This window comes from Sphingomonas astaxanthinifaciens DSM 22298 (assembly GCF_000711715.1).
Classification (GTDB): domain Bacteria; phylum Pseudomonadota; class Alphaproteobacteria; order Sphingomonadales; family Sphingomonadaceae; genus Sphingomicrobium; species Sphingomicrobium astaxanthinifaciens_A.
The window spans coordinates 166,260-183,157 of the sequence record NZ_JONN01000002.1; the positions used below are offsets into that span (position 1 = coordinate 166,260).

18 protein-coding genes are annotated in these 16,898 nt (G+C 67.3%); 11 read left to right on the forward strand and 7 right to left on the reverse strand.

Annotation, left to right across the window (positions count from 1 at the left end):
- Positions 1–29 precede the first annotated feature (29 nt).
- The gene (locus tag BS69_RS0111835) at positions 30–509 is read left to right on the forward strand and encodes a hypothetical protein (RefSeq protein WP_156957024.1); all 480 of its coding nucleotides are present in this window, start codon (positions 30–32) and stop codon (positions 507–509) included.
- On the opposite strand, the gene BS69_RS0111840 is transcribed toward BS69_RS0111835, so the two are convergent.
- The 3 genes from BS69_RS0111840 to BS69_RS0111850 form a co-directional block, all read right to left on the reverse strand.
- On the reverse strand, positions 506–1,828 hold the full coding sequence (locus tag BS69_RS0111840; RefSeq protein WP_245605163.1) for an SLC13 family permease: 1,323 nt from the start codon (positions 1,826–1,828) through the stop codon (positions 506–508). The two genes, BS69_RS0111835 and BS69_RS0111840, sit on opposite strands and share 4 nt — an antisense overlap.
- 107 nt (positions 1,829–1,935) lie before the next feature.
- A complete protein-coding gene (gene clpA / locus BS69_RS0111845) occupies positions 1,936–4,302 on the reverse strand; it encodes an ATP-dependent Clp protease ATP-binding subunit ClpA (RefSeq protein WP_051676786.1) in 2,367 nt (788 codons plus the stop codon).
- 109 nt (positions 4,303–4,411) lie between these two features.
- On the reverse strand, positions 4,412–4,606 hold the full coding sequence (locus tag BS69_RS0111850; RefSeq protein WP_029942165.1) for a DUF1192 domain-containing protein: 195 nt from the start codon (positions 4,604–4,606) through the stop codon (positions 4,412–4,414).
- A gap of 137 nt (positions 4,607–4,743) precedes the next feature.
- Here BS69_RS0111850 and BS69_RS0111855 point away from each other — a divergent pair, with 137 nt between their 5' ends.
- The 9 genes from BS69_RS0111855 (at position 4,744) to queA (ending at position 12,833) form a co-directional block, all read left to right on the forward strand.
- Complete coding sequence (locus tag BS69_RS0111855) at positions 4,744–5,739, forward strand: NAD(P)H-quinone oxidoreductase (protein ID WP_029942166.1); 996 nt, start codon at positions 4,744–4,746, stop codon at positions 5,737–5,739.
- A 161-nt stretch (positions 5,740–5,900) separates the two neighbouring features.
- Entirely contained in the window at positions 5,901–7,286 is a 1,386-nt protein-coding gene (locus BS69_RS0111860; protein ID WP_029942167.1) for a hypothetical protein, read from the forward strand.
- Positions 7,287–7,368: 82 nt separating this feature from the next.
- The gene (locus BS69_RS0111865; protein ID WP_156957025.1) at positions 7,369–8,577 is read left to right on the forward strand and encodes a hypothetical protein; all 1,209 of its coding nucleotides are present in this window, start codon (positions 7,369–7,371) and stop codon (positions 8,575–8,577) included.
- A 129-nt stretch (positions 8,578–8,706) separates the two neighbouring features.
- Positions 8,707–9,402 carry a DUF1013 domain-containing protein gene (locus tag BS69_RS0111870; protein WP_084184672.1) on the forward strand — a complete coding sequence of 232 codons (696 nt, stop codon included), beginning with the start codon at positions 8,707–8,709 and terminating at the stop codon, positions 9,400–9,402.
- 124 nt (positions 9,403–9,526) lie between these two features.
- Positions 9,527–9,766: an exodeoxyribonuclease VII small subunit gene (locus BS69_RS0111875; protein ID WP_029942170.1), complete on the forward strand. Its 240-nt coding sequence runs from the start codon at positions 9,527–9,529 to the stop codon at positions 9,764–9,766.
- Positions 9,766–10,671: a polyprenyl synthetase family protein gene (locus tag BS69_RS0111880; protein ID WP_029942171.1), complete on the forward strand. Its 906-nt coding sequence runs from the start codon at positions 9,766–9,768 to the stop codon at positions 10,669–10,671. Before BS69_RS0111875 ends, BS69_RS0111880 begins: the two co-directional genes overlap by 1 nt.
- Positions 10,668–11,177, forward strand: a complete 510-nt coding sequence (gene coaD, locus BS69_RS0111885; RefSeq protein WP_029942172.1) for a pantetheine-phosphate adenylyltransferase — start codon at positions 10,668–10,670, stop codon at positions 11,175–11,177. The genes BS69_RS0111880 and coaD overlap by 4 nt, the downstream gene beginning before the upstream one ends.
- Positions 11,174–11,755, forward strand: coding sequence for a peptidylprolyl isomerase (locus BS69_RS0111890; RefSeq protein ID WP_084184624.1), 582 nt, complete (start codon positions 11,174–11,176; stop codon positions 11,753–11,755). Before coaD ends, BS69_RS0111890 begins: the two co-directional genes overlap by 4 nt.
- 46 nt (positions 11,756–11,801) lie before the next feature.
- Positions 11,802–12,833: a tRNA preQ1(34) S-adenosylmethionine ribosyltransferase-isomerase QueA gene (gene queA, locus BS69_RS0111895; protein WP_029942174.1), complete on the forward strand. Its 1,032-nt coding sequence runs from the start codon at positions 11,802–11,804 to the stop codon at positions 12,831–12,833.
- Here the strand turns inward: queA and BS69_RS0111900 are convergent.
- Together BS69_RS0111900 and BS69_RS0111905 are read right to left on the reverse strand one after the other, a co-directional pair.
- Positions 12,830–14,050: a glycosyltransferase gene (locus BS69_RS0111900; RefSeq protein ID WP_156957026.1), complete on the reverse strand. Its 1,221-nt coding sequence runs from the start codon at positions 14,048–14,050 to the stop codon at positions 12,830–12,832. The genes queA and BS69_RS0111900 overlap by 4 nt on opposite strands.
- A gap of 3 nt (positions 14,051–14,053) precedes the next feature.
- Positions 14,054–14,794, reverse strand: coding sequence for a fatty acid desaturase (locus BS69_RS0111905; protein ID WP_211248127.1), 741 nt, complete (start codon positions 14,792–14,794; stop codon positions 14,054–14,056).
- Positions 14,795–14,892: 98 nt separating this feature from the next.
- Between BS69_RS0111905 and mscL the strand changes: the two genes are divergently transcribed.
- Positions 14,893–15,318: a large conductance mechanosensitive channel protein MscL gene (mscL, locus tag BS69_RS0111910; protein ID WP_029942177.1), complete on the forward strand. Its 426-nt coding sequence runs from the start codon at positions 14,893–14,895 to the stop codon at positions 15,316–15,318.
- Here the strand turns inward: mscL and BS69_RS0111915 are convergent.
- Together BS69_RS0111915 and BS69_RS0111920 are read right to left on the reverse strand one after the other, a co-directional pair.
- Complete coding sequence (locus BS69_RS0111915; RefSeq protein WP_156957027.1) at positions 15,315–16,007, reverse strand: VV20781 family protein; 693 nt, start codon at positions 16,005–16,007, stop codon at positions 15,315–15,317. The genes mscL and BS69_RS0111915 overlap by 4 nt on opposite strands.
- 103 nt (positions 16,008–16,110) lie before the next feature.
- Positions 16,111–16,863, reverse strand: a complete 753-nt coding sequence (locus tag BS69_RS0111920) for a TSUP family transporter (RefSeq protein WP_029942179.1) — start codon at positions 16,861–16,863, stop codon at positions 16,111–16,113.
- Positions 16,864–16,898: the final 35 nt, after the last annotated feature.

The following is a 16,898-nucleotide window of genomic DNA, read 5'->3' on the forward strand; positions in this document are numbered from 1 at the left end:
TTGCATCAGCAACACAGTTGGAGGGGAAGATGAAGCACGTCCTGTTGGTCACTGCGCTGCTCGGCCTTGCGGCCTGCGACGCCGACGTTTCGGTCAAGCACGACACGACCAAGGAGAAGGTGGCGATCGCCGGCGACGGCCAGGGCCAGGTGAAGTTCGACCTGCCCTTCGCCAGCGGCAACATTAAGCTTCCCGCGGGCATGATGAGCGATGCCAATTTCGACATCGACGGGGTCAAGATGTACCCCGGCGCGACCGTCACCGGCTTCAACTTGAACGCCGAGGACGGCAAGTCGCTGGTCGAGATCGGCTTCGACGCCCCGGCCGAACCCGCCGCGGTGCGCGGCTATTTCCTCGACCAGTTCAAGGCCAAGGGGATCGAGGCGGCGGCCGCGGGCGAGGGCATCAACGGGACCAGCAAGGACGGCGACAAGTTCGCCATGCGCTTCGCCCCCAATGGCGGCGGCACCCGCGGGACCGTCACGATCGACGGGCGCCCGAAAAACTAGAAGGGAAAGAAGATCGGGATGACCGCGCAGGCCGTCGCCGCGGTGACGAGGTTGAGCGGCATCCCGAGCTTGACGAAGTCGAGATAGCGATAGCGCCCTAACTGGTAGACCAGGGCATTGGTCTGGTAGCCGAACGGGGTCGCGAAGGCCGCGCTCGCCGCCAGCATGGTCGCGACGAGGAAGGGGCGGGGGCTGACCGACAGCGCCTCGCCCATCGACACCGCAATCGGCGTGAACAGCACCGCGACCGTCGCATTGGACAATATCTCGGTCAGGAACAGCACCGCGACATAGAGGAGCGCCAGCGCGGCGAGCGGCGGCAGGCCGTCGACGCTGCCGATCAGCGCGGTCGCGATCGTCTCGGCGACCCCCGAGGTGCGCAGCGCGATCCCCAGCACCAGCATCCCCGCGATCAGCATCAGCACGTCGGGGCGAAGGCCCGAATAGGCCTCGTCCGCGGTCAGCACCCGCAGTAGGATGAGGAGGATCGCTCCGGCGAAGGCGCAGGCCGCGATGGGCGCGATGCCGACCGCGGCGGCGGCAATGACCGCGACGAACACGGCCAGCGAGACCAATGCGCGCAGCGGCTGGAGTGGCCGCTCCTCGGCGAAGGCGGACGCGTCGCCGGGAAGGCCGCCCGCCGCATTGGTGGCGCCGACCTTGGGGAGTACGGGCACTTGCGGCGCGTCCGAACTGTCGATCAGCCGCCCGCTGAAGAGCAGCAGGTAGAGCCCGCCCGCAAGCGCCACCGCGACCCCGACGGGGGTGATCTCGAAGATGCCGAACTTCATCTGCCCGGCCGCGCCCGCGACGTCGTTGACGAGAAGGTTGGTAGAGGTGCCGATCAGCGTGCAGCCGCCCCCGAGGATCGAGGCGTAGGACAAGGGGATGAGGAAGGGCTTGGCGGACAGGCCGATGCGCTCGGCCGAATCCTTGATGACGGGCGCGAGCAACACCACGATCGGCGTGTTGTTGAGCACCGACGAGGCCGCGCCGCCGATCCCGATCAGGATCCACAGTCCCGCCCGGCCGATCCGCTGGCACAGCGCGACCAGCGCGCGGATCCCCGCGTCGAGCAGCCCCGCGCGCTCCATCGCATAGGCGATGACGAACAGCGAGGCGAGGGTGATCACCGCCGGGCTGGCGAAGGCGCTCTGGACCTGGAGCGGGCGGACCACGCCGGTCATCAGCAGCACCGCCGCGCCCGACAGAGCGATGACGTCCGAACGCCCTTTGTCGAGGATCAGCGCGACCACCACCGCGACCAGCACGGCAAGCGTGATCGCCTGGGGGCTGAGGAAGACGCTCAGGACCGGCAAGGATCGGGGGCCGGGTTCCGGCAAGACGCCATGTTCATCACCCGACAAACGAATCAGGGCGCGGAAGGTCCCTCCCGCGCCCTGTTCCTTGTCCTTGTCCCGCGGGCTTATTCGGCCGGCGGGGTCTCGGGCGCCTCGCTCGGCTTGGTGTCGCTCGGCTTGGCCTTGCGCGCCTTGGCGCCCTTGGGCTTGGTCGTCTTGGCCGGCGCGGCCGGGGTGATCTCGAAGACGGGGACATTGTCCTTGAGACGCACCTTGACCTCGCCGCCGTGGACCAGCTTGCCGAACAGCAGTTCCTCGGCGAGCGGCTGCTTGATCTTCTCCTGCACCAGCCGGCCCATCGGACGCGCGCCATAGAGCTTGTCATAGCCCTTGGCGGTGAGCCACTCGCGCGCCTCGTCGTCGAGCTCGATGTGGACGCCGCGATCCGCCAGCTGGAGTTCCAGCTGGAGGATGAACTTGTCCACGACGCGGGCGACCACCGCGGGCGGGAGGTAGCCGAACGGCACCACCGCATCGAGACGGTTGCGGAACTCGGGCGTGAACATCTTGCGGATCGCGTCTTCCTGCACGTCCTCGCGGCTCATCGCCCCGAAGCCGATGCTCTCCCGCGCCATGTCCGACGCACCGGCATTGGTGGTCATGATGAGGATGGTGTTGCGGAAGTCGACGGTCTTCCCGTGGTGGTCGGTCAGCTTCCCGTTGTCCATCACCTGCAGGAGGATGTTGAACAGGTCCGGATGCGCCTTCTCGATCTCGTCCAAGAGGAGCACGCTGTGCGGCTGCTGGTCGACCGCGTCGGTCAGGAGACCGCCCTGGTCATAACCGACATAACCCGGAGGCGCGCCTATCAGCCGGCTGACCGAGTGGCGCTCCATATATTCGCTCATGTCGAACCGCTGGAGCGGAATGCCGAGGATCGAGGCCAGCTGGCGCGCGACCTCGGTCTTGCCGACGCCGGTCGGACCCGAGAACAGATAGTTGCCGATCGGCTTGTCGGGATCGCGCAGGCCCGCCCGGCTGAGCTTGATGGCCGAGGCCAGCCGCTCGACCGCGAGGTCCTGCCCGAAGACGACGCGCTTGAGGTCGGCCTCGAGGTGCTGGAGCGTCTTCTTGTCGTCGGTCGACACGCTCTTCGGCGGGATCCGGGCCATGGTCGCGACGACCTGCTCGATCTCCTTGGGCGTGATCACCTTCTTCCGCTTCGAGACCGGCACCAGCATCTGCATCGCGCCGACCTCGTCGATCACGTCGATCGCCTTGTCGGGCAGCTTGCGGTCATGGATGTAGCGCGCCGACAGCTCCACCGCCGACTTGATCGCGTCGGGGGTGTAGCGGACCTGGTGATGCTGCTCGAAGGAGGAGCGCAGGCCGGCGATGATCTTGATCGTGTCCTCGACCGTCGGCTCGTTGACGTCGATCTTCTGGAAGCGCCGGAGCAATGCCCGGTCCTTCTCGAAATGGTTGCGGAACTCCTTGTAGGTGGTCGAGCCGATGCAGCGGATCGCGCCGCTCGACAGTGCGGGCTTCAAGAGGTTCGACGCGTCCATCGCCCCGCCGCTGGTCGCGCCGGCGCCGATCACGGTGTGGATCTCGTCGATGAACAGGATCGCGTGCGGCATCTTCTCGAGTTCCGACACGACCGACTTCAGCCGCTCCTCGAAGTCGCCGCGGTAGCGGGTGCCGGCGAGCAGCGCGCCCATGTCGAGCGAGTAGATGACCGCGGGCTTGAGCACGTCGGGGACGTCGCCCTCGATGATCTTGCGCGCGAGGCCTTCGGCGATGGCGGTCTTGCCCACGCCCGGATCGCCCACATAGAGCGGGTTGTTCTTCGACCGGCGGCAGAGGATCTGCACCGTCCGGTCGACCTCGGCCGTGCGCCCGATCAGCGGATCGACCTTGCCGAGCTTGGCCTTCTCGTTGAGGTCGACGGTGAACTGCTTGAGCGCGCTCTCCTTCTTGTCGGCGGCGCCCTTGTCGGACTTGGTCTCTTCGGGTCCGGCCCCGGCGGAAGGCTGCTGCCCCTCGGCGCTCTCGCCCTTGCCGACGCCGTGGCTGATGTAGGTCACCGCATCCAGCCGGCTCATGTCCTGCTGCTGGAGGAAATAGACGGCATAGCTCTCGCGCTCGGAAAAGAGCGCGACCAGCACGTTGGCGCCGGTCACCTCGTCGCGGCCCGACGACTGGACGTGGAGGATGGCGCGCTGGACCACGCGCTGGAAGCCGCTGGTCGGGGTGGGATCGGTGCCGCTGTCGGCGACGAGCGCTCCGAGCTCGCCGTCGAGATACTGCTTGACGGTGGCCTTAAGTTCATCGCGATTGACCCCGCAGGCGGTCATCACCTTCGAAGCATGGGCATCGTCGATCAGCGCCATGAGCAGATGCTCGAGGGTCGCATATTCGTGACGGCGGCGGCTCGCCTCCCCAAGCGCATTGTGGAGGGTCTGTTCGAGCTCGCGGGCGAAACTGGGCATTCGGGGACTCCTGGACCGGAAGCGAAGGCTCCCGGCTTCTTATTAACTTCTTATCTCGTGAGGCGTTGCGGCCGCGACAAGGGCAGCCAAAAGACCAAGGGACAGGTTTCTATCGCTTGAACAGCGCATCGGCCGCGGAGCGGTGCTTCGACGCCGCTTCCTGGTGGGCGCGGACCCGCGCAATTTCCGCCTCGAGCGCGGCGATCCGCTCGTCGAGCTCATGGTGGCTCAGGGGATCGAGGTCCTGCCGGCCAAGCTGCACCAGCGGATCCTCGGGTCGTGACGAGAAGAAATCGTCGTCCATGCCCCCAAGGTCGGACGCCAAATCCTTCAAGTCAACGGGGCGCGGGGCCATCATTCCCAACTTTTCGCTTTGCCGCTCCCAAACAGCGATTAAGACCCGTCTCCACCAGCAAGATTGAGCACCGGGAACGCGACTGCATGGACCTGCCTGACGTCATGACGGCCATCGAGGTGAGCGCGCCGGGCGGACCCGAGGTGCTTCGGCCGATCAACAGGCCGGTGCCGGTTCCGGGTCCGGGCGAGCTGCTCGTCCGGGTCGCCGCGGCCGGGGTCAACCGGCCCGACGTGCTCCAGCGCCGCGGTGTCTATCCGCCGCCGCCGGGCGCGTCCGACATTCCGGGCCTCGAGATTGCCGGCGAGGTGGTCGCGGCGGGCGAGGGGGCGACCCATCTCATCGGCACCAATGTCTGCGCGCTGGTCGCGGGCGGGGGCTATGCCGATTATGCCATCGCGCCCGCCGGGACCGCGCTGCCCGTTCCCGAGGGCCTGCCGCTGGCCGAGGCGGCGGCGCTTCCCGAGACCTTGTTCACCGTCTGGATCAACCTGTTCGAGCGCGGCTTCGCGACCGAGGGCGAGTGGGCGCTGATCCACGGCGGGACCAGCGGGATCGGCACCATGGCGATCGCGCTCTGCAAGCTGTTCGGGGTCAAGGCGATCGTCACCTGCGGCAGCGACGACAAATGCGCGGCGGCGCTGGCGCTCGGCGCGGCCGCGGCGATCAATTACAAGACCGAGGATTTCGCCGAACGCGCCCGCGCGCTGACCGGCGGGGCGGGGGTCAATGTCGTCCTCGACATGGTCGGCGGCGACTACATTCCGAAGAACCTGTCGGTCCTCGCCGAGGACGGCCGCCACGTCTCGATCGCGACCCAGCGCGGGGTCAGCGCCGAGGTCAGCTTCCTCGACGTCATGCGCCGCCGGCTCACGCTCACCGGCTCGACGCTCCGCCCGCGCAGCCTCGCCTTCAAGACCCTCGTCGCCGAGGAACTGCGGCGCACCGTCTGGCCGTTCGTCGAGAGCGGCCAGCTCCGCCCGGTGATGGACCGCACCTTCCCCCTCGCCGAGGCCGCCGCCGCCCACGCCCGGATGGAAGCGGGCGACCACGTCGGCAAGATCGTCCTCGTCACGCCCTAGGCCGGGACAGGGCGGCAGCGCCCGATTCCAGCGGCTTGCCCCGCTGGAGGGCCCAAGCTAGCCTGCTCACCGACGGCCGCTCGGCAATGGGCGGCCTTTCTTGCATCGGGCAAGGGGGCGGGGGCGCCGATGACGCGGGGACTGACGGCGGGGGCCGGACGATGAGCGCGACGCGTCCCGACGCCGCGCCGCGGCGGGCCGACCGCTTCACCCGACCGCAGACCCTCCTGATCCTCCTCGCCTTCGCGCTGCTGGTCGCCCTGCGCCTGCCCAACGCCTGGGTCCACGGCCGCTTCCAGGACGAGGAAGCGACGGTCTTCCTCGCCTACGCCTGGCATTTCCCATGGGAGGAGGCGCTGTTCCGGCCGTTCGGCGGCTATCTCAACATCGGGGCGAATGCGCCCGGAGTCCTTCTCGCGCACCTCGTCAAATCCGGCGTCATCAAGCTCGAATATGCGCCTTATCTGACCATGACGCTGGCGCTCGTGGTGCAGCTCGCGCCGGGCCTGCTCCTGCTCACCGGCAAGGCCGACTGGCTGCCCAGCCGGACCGCACGCTGCCTCGCGCTGCTGGTGGTCGTGCTCGCTCCCTCGACCGAGGAAGTCTATCTCAACACGCTCCACATCCAGTTTCATCTGGCGCTGTGTGCGGCGATCATCCTCGCGCTCGACATTCCCCGGCGCCGCGCCGTCCGGATCCTCTACCTCGTGCCGCTCCTTTTGGGCCCGCTCTGTGGCCCGGGCGCGATCCTGCTGGTGCCGTTGTTCGCCTTGCGCGCCTACGTCGACCGCGACCCCCAGCGAGCATTTCAGCTGACGGCGCTCGGCCTGGGCGCGCTGATCCAGATGTTGGTCTTCTACTATCCAAGTCCGATCCGCGGGCATTGGCTCGACCCGCTTTCGGTCGGCGCTGCCATGTTCATTCGCCTGTTCATGCTGCCCCTGGTGGGCCTCGACATTTCAGAGTTACTGGGAGCGCTCCTCGGACTCAGCCGCGAGACGACCCTCCTGTTCGTCAGCATGGCCGCCTTGGCCAGTGCGGTGATCTTCGGCGGGCTGCTCCTGCGGAGCCTGCGCCGGCGTGAGACAGCCTTCTGGCTGCTCTTCGCGGGGCTGTTCATCGCCGCCGTCACGCTGACCTACGGCATGACCTCGTCGATCGATCCCAAGGCGCCGTTCCGTCCCTACACCGGCGAGCGTTACAATTTCCTGCCGGTGGTCCTGCTCGGCCTGGCCCTGATCGGGATCATCCCCCGGGCAGGGCCGCGACTTGCGATCTGGCTGAAAGCCTTCCTGTTCCTCTACCTCGCGGTCGGCGCGATGTATTATCCGAGCCCGATGGACTGGCTGGCCGATGGACCGTCGTGGCCGGCCGAAGTCGCCAAGTGGCGCGCCGATCCCAATTACCAGCTGACGGTGTGGCCCAAGATGCGCCGCGCCGACCTGTCCGGCATTCCCAAACCCTGCACGCCGCCGAGCAGCGCCGCCGGCGATCCCCGCGCGCCCCGCTACTGTGAGAGCGGCTGGCTGGTGGGTAAGACGTTCTGATGAAAACTTTGAGATATGATGTCGTTAGTCGATATTTAGTCCGAACAACCCTTCCAGCTCTTTCCCTTTACGGAATGCGCGCATGATCACTCGTAAGTCCCTTCACGTCACCTGGGTCATGCCTGTTGTCATGGCTTTGGCTTGGATACTTTCAATGACGGCCCAAGAAGCAGGGGTGGCCCGGGTACTATATGAGCCCAGCCAGCGGTTCGGCGACTTCATCCTCGTGGTTTATGCTGTGCCTCACAGTGGTAATTATCCACCAGGCTTTGAAGCGATCACTGAGTGGTTCGTGAATAATCCGGGTTACAAGGACGGAAGGTTCACGATTATGCACCTTCCGCCATTTTCAATGCTTCTCACAGTATTAGCGTCGAAGCTATTTCAAATTCTTAGCCCAATGCTGGTATTCTTCGTGTTAACGATAGCACTTGTCGTTTCATTTTTTTCTACCTTACGCACGAAGACTGGTGCAGCGATAGCGTACACCGCAATCCTCAGTTATCCGGTCGCCTTCATGATCGACCGGGGCAATCTATACGCTGGGTTATGTGGCGCATGCCTTGTCGCCGCCCTTGTCAGGCGGAAGACCGATGCTGTCGGAATCATGTTGTTCGCTGTGGCCTTAAACATCCGGCCCAATGCCCTTCCCGTGCTGCTGCCGCTGCTAATCGCGCATCGAAATATCGACTGGCGCTTCGGACTTCGGGTGGGCATCGCGGCCGTAGCGCTGGGCGTGGCTTCAGCGATCATGGCGCACGCGTTGTATCCGGAATATACGCTAAGCAGCTTTCGCCACGGAATGAGCCTTTACCTCAAGGGAACGTTGGACTCGCCGCTCATGTTGGCATTCGGGTCTTCCGCCTATAGCGCTTTGTACGCAATGGGCTTTCCGTCCTTAGTGCTGGGAACAGTTTTAGCGGGAACGCTGGCAAGCGTAGCGATTATTGTACGTTATTTCGGCGAATTAGACGCCGGGAATTTTACCTTCATCTGCGTGAGTGCGTATGCGCTTGGTTCGGCAGTGTTCGTTGACTATCATATGATCGTTTTTATCGCTCCGCTGATAATGTCGGAAGATAAAACGACGAAACTGGCAAGTCTGCTGCTTCTTATTCCTAAGAGTTATTTCTTGATCAACTATAATCCGAGCAAGATCGAAACTCATTACACCACGACACAGGTGCTCACTAACCCGGCGATCATGATCTTGGTTTCAGGATTTATCCTGATCGCCGGTGCCCTTAATTACCTACGAAAATCCGCGAATGGCGCGCCAGCGTCGGTCTGAGCAAGCCTTGCTCAGCGGTCACAACGAGGGTAAGGATATTCAACGTTCGGCCGCTCCTCTCGGGGCGGCCCTTTTTGTGTCCGGAGAAGACGAACCATGGCCCAGTCCCAGAGCCAAGCGACCCCGCTCATGCCCCATGCGACCGCCGCCTGGCTGGTCGACAACAGCGCGCTGACCTTCGAGCAGATCGCCGAATTCTGCGGCCTCCACATCCTCGAGGTGCAGGCGATCGCCGACGACACCGCGGCGACCAAGCTGACCGGGCGCGATCCGCTGCGCTCGGGCGAGCTCACCCACGACGAGATCGAGAAGGGGCAGGCCGACCCCGACTATCGCCTCCGGATGCACAAGGCGCCCGAAGCCGTCACCCGCACCAAGGGCCCGCGCTACACGCCGGTTTCCAAGCGCCAGGACAAGCCCGACGGAATCGCCTGGATCATCAAGAACCATCCCGAGGTCTCGGACGGCGCGATCGGCAAGCTCATCGGCACCACCCGCACCACCATCGCCGCGATCCGCGACCGCAGCCACTGGAACATCGCCAACATCCAGCCCAAGGACCCGGTGACGCTCGGCCTCACCAGCCAGCGCGAACTGGATGCCGCGGTCGCCAAGGCGCAGAAGGCGGCGGGGATCGAGCAGGTCGACGACGGCCGTCTCGACACCGACCGCGCCAGCCTGATCGAGCAGCTCCGCGCCGAGCGCGAGCAGCACGCCCGCGACGCCGAGGCCGCCGCCATCGAGTCCCAGCGTGACGAGCATGGCCTTGCCCCGGGCGAGATCATGCCGGGCGTCCAGGACCCGTTCCGCAAGGTCTCGGAATAACGCCCTTCGACTGCGCGCCTTCGGCGCTCCGCTCAGGACGAACGATGATTCTGTTCGTTCGTCCTGAGCGAAGTCGAAGGACGCTCGCGCTTGCTTCTCCTTCAAGCCGAGCTAATCCCTAACCATGGCTTCCGCCCCTGAAACCCTGACCTTCGAAGCCGCGCTTGCCCGGCTCGAGGAGATCGTCCGCCTGCTGGAACGCGGCGAGGCGCCGCTCGACCAGTCGATCGACCTCTACCAGGAGGGCGACCGGCTGAAGCGTCTGTGCGAGGAACGGCTGAAATCCGCCCAGGCGCGGATCGACGCCATCGCGCTTGGTCCCGACGGCACGCCCGCCGGCACCCGTCCGTTCGACGCCGACTGATGGCAAGCGTGGCCGAGGCGACCGACCTCCTGTCCGAGGCGAAGCGGATCGCCGCGGGCGTCGACGCCCTGTTCGAGCAGGCCCTCGCCGACCGCTGCGACGGCCGCGACCGGCTCTGTGCCGCGATGCGCCACGCCGGAATCGGCGGCGGCAAGCGGCTGCGCCCGCTGATCACCGTCGCTGCCGCGCGATTGTTCGCCATCGACGAGGACCGCGCCCTGCGCGCCGGCGCGGCGATCGAGGCGATCCACGTCTACAGCCTGATCCACGACGACCTTCCCTGCATGGACGACGACGACCTGCGCCGGGGCAAGCCGACCGTCCACAAGGCCTTCGACGAAGCGACCGCGGTGCTCGCCGGCGACTGCTTCCATGCGCTCGCCTTCGAACTGCTCGCCGACGAGCGCACCCACGAGGATCCGTTCGTCCGCTCCGAACTGGTCCTCGAACTGGCCAAGGCCAGCGGCATCGACGGCATGGGCGGGGGCCAGGCGATGGACCTCGCGGCCGAAGGCGAGACGCTCGACCTCGGGGCCATCACCCGGTTGCAGCAACTGAAGACCGGCGCGCTGATCGAATATGCGGTCGAGGCGGCGGTCGTCATGGGCCGCGTCGCGCCCGAGGGCCGTGCCCGCTATCGCGGCTATGCCCGCAACGTCGGCCTCGCCTTCCAGATCGCCGACGACCTCCTCGACCACGAAGGCGACGAGGAAGCGGCGGGGAAGAAGCTCCAGAAGGACGCCGAGGCGGGCAAGGCGACCTTCGTCTCGCTCCTCGGCGCCGACCGCGCGCGCCAGCAGGCGCAGATGCTGGTGACCCAGGCGATCGAGCACCTCCACGGCCATGGCGAGGAAGCCGACCTCCTCCGCGCCATCGCCCGCTACGCGGTGGAGCGCGACCGGTGACCGCCCGCACCGCCGTCTATCCCGGCACCTTCGATCCGATCACCCTCGGCCACCTCGACATCATCCGGCGCGGCGCGCGGCTGGCGGACCGGCTGGTGATCGGGGTCACCACCAATCCGTCCAAGACGCCGCTCTTCTCGACTGAGGAGCGGATCGCCGCCGTCCGGCGCGAGACCGCCGACATCGCCAATATCGAGGTGGTCGGCTTCGACGCGCTGCTGATGGACTTCGCCGAGGCGCAGGGGGCGAGCATGATCCTGCGCGGCCTGCGCGCGGTCGCCGACTTCGAATACGAATATCAGATGGCCGGCATGAACCAGCAGCTCAATGACCGGATCGAGACGGTCTTCCTGATGGCCGACGTCTGCCTCCAGCCGATCGCGTCAAGGCTGGTGAAAGAAATCGCGCGCTACGGCGGCGCCATCGACAAGTTCGTCACGCCTGGCGTCGCGGCCGAAGTTGCCGCGCGGCTGGGGCAAGAGGGCCAAAGGGAAAACCACGAATGACACTCAAGTTCGCGTTGCCGCTGCTGGCGCTGGTCGCCGCCGCTCCCGCCCTTGCGGCGAAGACCCAGCCCGCGCCGGTGCCCGCGCCGCTGCCGATCGTCGCCCCGGCCGAGATTGCCGCCGACAAGTCGAACGAGCTCTCCCTCGACCTGTCGAACGGCGGGCGGGTGGTCATCCAGCTTCGTCCCGATGCCGCGCCCCTGATGGTCGAGCGGGTGAAGACCCTGGTCCGCCAGGGCTTCTACAACGGGCTGAGCTTCCACCGCGTGATCCCCGGCTTCATGGCGCAGGGCGGCGACCCCAAGGGTGACGGCACGGGCGGCTCGCCGCTTCCCGACGTCAAGGCCGAGTTCAACAGCCTGCCGCACCTGCGCGGCACCGTCGCCGCCGCCCGCGCGGCCGAGCCCGACAGCGCCAACAGCCAGTTCTACATCATGTTCGTGCCGCGCGTGTCGCTCGACGGGAAATATACCGTCTTCGGGCGCGTGATCAGCGGCATGGACAATGTCGACAAGATCGAGGTGGGCGAGCCGCCGGCCAATCCGACCAAGATCGTCAAGGCGACACTCGGGGGCTGAGCCCCCGACCTTCGCGGAACCGACGTTCTTTGCTAGGCGCGCGCCGATGCGCGTAGACCTGTTCGACTTCGACCTTCCCGACGCCAATATCGCGCTGCGCCCCGCGCGTCCGCGGGACAGCGCGCGGATGCTGCTGGTCGATGGCGAGCGGCTCGAGGACCGGACTGTCCGCGACCTTCCCAATCTGCTGCGCAAGGGCGACGTCCTCGTCTTCAACGACACCCGCGTCATTCCCGCGCAACTCGAGGGACGGGTCCGTGAGGCCAAGCTCAGCGCGACCCTCCACAAGCGGCACGACCTGCGCAGCTGGTGGGCGTTCGTCCGCAACGCGCGGCGGGTGAAGCCGGGCGACGTCCTGACCTTCGGCGGCGGGGTCGAGGCGGTGTGCGAGGAGAAGGGCGCCGACGGCGCGCTGCTGCTGCGCTTCCTGGGCGACGAGCCGGTCGAGGTACTGCTGCACCGCGCCGGGACCATGCCGCTCCCGCCCTATATCGCGAGCAAGCGGCCGATCGATGCGGCCGACGCCGAGGATTATCAGACCATGTTCGCGGTGAAAGAAGGGGCGGTGGCCGCGCCGACCGCCTCGCTCCACTTCACACCGCGCCTCATCGAAGCGGTGGATGCCGCGGGAATTGCGCGCGAAACGCTGACGCTGCACGTCGGCGCGGGGACCTTCCTGCCGGTCAAGGCCGACGATACCGACGACCACCAGATGCACGCCGAATGGGGCCGGATCGACGCCGCGACCGCCGACCGCCTGAACGCCGCGCGCGATGCCGGCGGGCGGATCATCGCGGTCGGGACCACCGTGCTGCGCCTGCTCGAGAGCGCCGCCGATGAGCACGGGCGGATCCAGCCGTTCGAGGACGACACCGCCATCTTCATCACGCCCGGTTACCGGTGGAAGGCGGTCGACGGGCTGATGACCAATTTCCATTTGCCCAAGTCGACCCTGTTCATGCTGGTCAGCGCGCTGATGGGCCTCGACACGATGCGCGCCGCCTACGCCCATGCGATCAAGAGCGGCTATCGCTTCTACAGCTACGGGGATTCGAGCCTGCTGCTGCCCAGGCGCTAGAGCAGGGTTTCGACCACCTCGGCGCCCGCTACCGCGCCCCCGGTCCCGGCCAGCGCCGCAGCGACCCGTGCGACATTGGCCTTCACCTGGGCGTCGCCGATCACCCGCCGGATCTGCGCGGCAATCTCTCCCGGTTTGCGCAGGCTCGCCAGCTTCTCGCCGAGCCCGTGATGACGGATGCGCGCGAGGTTGCCGGGCTGGTCGAAACCGACCGGGCGGACCAGCAGCGGGGTCCCGCTGGCAAGCGCATCGAGGACGGTGTTGCTTCCACCATGAGTGATGACGAGATCGGCGGCCTTCATCACCGCGCGATAGGGGAGGAAGTCGGCGGCGTGATGGACGCCGAAACCCGCGACCTGCTGCTCGGACAGCCGCCCGCCATGCGCGATCACCAGCGCCGCGCCGGCCTGACGGCACGCCTCGGCCAGCGCTCGCCACACCTTCATCTCACCGCCGAGCATCGTCCCCATGGTCGCAAAGACGAGCGGGCGGTCGGCCGGACGGATAAAGGGCAGGGGGACGTCGACCAGTTCTTCGGGGCGCCGCAGCGGGCCGACCGGCACGAACGGCAGGGGCTCGGGCCGGGGAAAGTCGAGCGCGGGGATCATCTGCGCGATCTGCGTGGTGCCGAGGCAGTCGCTCAGCCGCGCCGCGGGGGCGAGGCCGAAGCGCGCCGCCCAGTCGGCGATCACCTTGTTCTGCCGCCGGCTCAAAGCGTCGCCGATCGCGGCGGTGCGGCGCAGCTTCGCCACCTCCTCCGGCTGGTAGGGCCAGTCGAGGAAGGGCAGGGGCACGCCCGGGGCGGGGTCGATCGGGACCGCGGCGGCGAGCCCGCAGAAGGGCAGGCGGTGCGCGCCGGCGAGCAGGAAGCCCGCCGGCTCCATCTGGTCGCCGACGATCGCGTCGGCCCCAGCCTCGCGCAGGACCTCGACCCCTCCTGCGCAGAGCTGGTCGGTCATGGCCGCGCTGTCGGCGATGGTGCGGAGCGTGGCGAGCACGCCTTTGGGGTTCTCGGCCCGGGCCAGCACCTCGGCCGCGTCGGGATCGTGCGCCCGCGCGGGCACATGGTGGACGGGAATATCCCCCGTCGCTGCCTGCGCGCCCGCGTTCAGCAGGAAGAAGGGCTCGTGCCCCCGCCGGATGAGCTCCTCGCCCAGCGCGCGGAAGCTCGCCACATGCGCCGCGAAGGGCGGGCAGATGAACGCAATCCTCGCCAAGGGTCAGGCGGGAAGCGCAAGCTCGCGCCGCCGCCGGGGCAGCTGCCACCAGGGGGTGCCGGGGCTGAGGTGATGCTCGCGGTGATAGCCGAAGTGGAAGCAGGTCAGCAGCGACAGCCAGACCGGAAAGTCGTTGCTGCGGGCATTGTGCTGGTCGGCGAAGGGCGCGTCCTCGTGCCGGTGCGGAAGGTAGGTGCCGAAATAGAAGAGCTGGATCGAGGACAGGATCGAGGGCAGCGCCCAGAACAGGAGCAGATTGCCGAGCGGCGCCTTCAGCACCAGCACGTAGGCCAGCACCAGCGCGTTCAGCACCAGATATTCGCGAAGCCCGAAATAGCGCCGCATGAAGGCATAATACCAGGGCCAGAAGCGGGTCGGATGATCGACCGAGAAATCGGGATCGCGCTCGGTCCCGACATGGCGGTGGTGGTCGAAATGCTTGGGCGAAAGGCGGTCCAACCAGAAGCCCGCGTAGAGCAGCAGCGTCAGCCGCCCCCAGAAGAGGTTGGTCGCCGGGCGGCCCGGCGCGAGGCTGCCGTGCATCGCGTCATGCGCGACGATGAACAGGCCGACGCTGAGCCAGGTCTGCACCGCGACGATCGGCAGCGCGAGCCACCAGCCCGCGCCCTCGAGCGGCAGGAAGAAGACCGACCAGACATGCAGCGCGACGAAGGCGGCGGTGATCGCGGCGGCGAGGCCGAGCCCGATCATCGCCTGGCGGCGGCGCTGCGCGTCACTGAGCATGGGGGCCATATAGGCCGGGCGGCGGCGCTCCGCCATGCTGGACGGAAGGCGAGCCCTTCGCCAGACTGGGGCCAGGCAATCACCATGGGGGAGTGACCATGCTCAGCGACTTCCGAGGCTTCATCGCCAAGGGCAACGTGCTCGGCCTCGCGGTCGGCGTGATCATCGGCGCGGCGTTCGGCAGCATCGTCACCAGCCTGACCGACGACATCATCATGCCGGTGATCGGCGCGGCCACCGGCGGGCTCGATTTTTCGAGCCATTTCGTCCGGCTGGGCGACATCCCGGCGAGCTACACCGGCTCGCCGACCGATTATGCCGCGCTCAAGAAGGCGGGCGTGCCCTTGCTCGGCTGGGGGCAGTTCCTGACCACCGTGGTCGGCTTCCTAATCCTCGCCTTCATCGTCTTCCTCATCGTCCGCGCCGCCGCGCGCGTGATGAAGGAGGAGGAGGCCGCGGGCCCGAGCGAGGAAGTGCTGCTGCTCCGCGAGATCAGGGATTCGCTGAAGGGTCCGCGCGTCTAGAGCGTCGCCGGGTCCCACAGGACCGACAGCGCCAGGCTTCCGGCGAATACCGCCTCGCGGGTCCGTGCCGTCGGCGGCGCATGGACCGTCTTGGTCGTCCCGTTGAGATCGACCGCGCCGACCGCGCGGCCGCCTTCCTCGAAGCGATAGCCGAGCGGCGCCGCGGTCGCGAGGCCGCCGCCTTCCATCCGGTGGATCGAGCGGATGTCGAGCCGCACCCCGTCGAGCACGACATAGCCGTGCCGTGCCTGCTTGCCCAAGGCCGCGCCCGTCGTTCCGCGCTCCTCCTCGATCCGCAATTCACCCGCCTGCGCCCCGTTGCGGCCGAGCCGACATTCGTAGGCGAAGGGGCGGGTGGTGGCCGAAATGATCCCGACGGTGATGCTCTTCTCGGCATAATGGCAGGCGCCTTCGAGCACCCCGCCGCCGCTCACGTAGCGGAACGAGCCGCCGCCTGAATGGCGGACCAGCGCCTCGTCGAACAGGGCCAGGCGCTCAGCGCCGCGGGTGAAGCGGCCCTCGCCGCCGGCGAAACGGAAGCTGCCCCGCTCGCCGATCCCCATGCCGCTGATCGGCAGCGCCTCGGTCGTCCCATGAAGTTCGCTCGGCACCGCCAGCCGGCCCTCGCTGCAGCCCGCCAGCGCCAGCGCCGCGCCGATGCACAGGCGCAGCTTCGTCACCACCGTCACTTATATTCCCCTTAACTCGTTCGCGTTGCGAAACGAGCCCCTAGAAGCGCCATTGTTCCGGTTAACTGAACGGACCGTTGTGCGCCGTTCATCTGATCGGATTTCAGGCGAACCAGCCCCACAGGAGGCGGATGGTCAGCCCGATGCTGGCGGTTACCAGCAGCGGGCGGATGAGCCGTGCGCCGAACTTCATCGCGGTATGGCTGCCGAGCCAGCCGCCGAGCATCGCGCCGCCGGCCATGCACAGGCCGAGCGTCCAGAGGACCTTGCCGCCAAGCGCGAACAGCAGCACCGAGGCGACGTTGCTGGTCCAGTTGAGGAACTTGGTAAGCGCGGTCGCGCGGGTCAGGCCGAGCCCGCGCAATCCGACCAGGGTCGCGGTGAAGAAGCTTCCCGTGCCCGGCCCGAAAAAGCCGTCGTAGAGGCCGATCGCCCCGCCGACGGGCGCATAGCCGCGGCTCGACACCCGCTGGTGCGCGTCCTCGTCGGTCATGCGCGGGCTCAGCAGGACGTAGGCCGCATTGGCGAGGAGCAGGAGCGGGATCACCAGCGACAGTGTCCGGGTGTCGATCCGCTGGACCAGCAGCGCGCCCACTCCCGCGCCGGCGAAGACCAGCAGCGCCGTGGGGAGATTTTCCTTCCAGTCGATCAGGCCTTTACGCCCGTAATTGCTCATGGCGACGAAGGTCCCGCACATCGACTGGAGCTTGTTGGTGCCGAGCGCCATGATCGGCGGCACGCCGCTGACCAGCAGCGCCGGCATCATGATCAGCCCGCCGCCGCCCGCGATGGCGTCGATGAAGCCGGTCAGCACGGCGACGGCGGTGAGGGCGGGGTAGAGCCAGGCGTCGATCATCGCCGCCGCAGATAGGCGCGGGGCAGGGCTGCTGT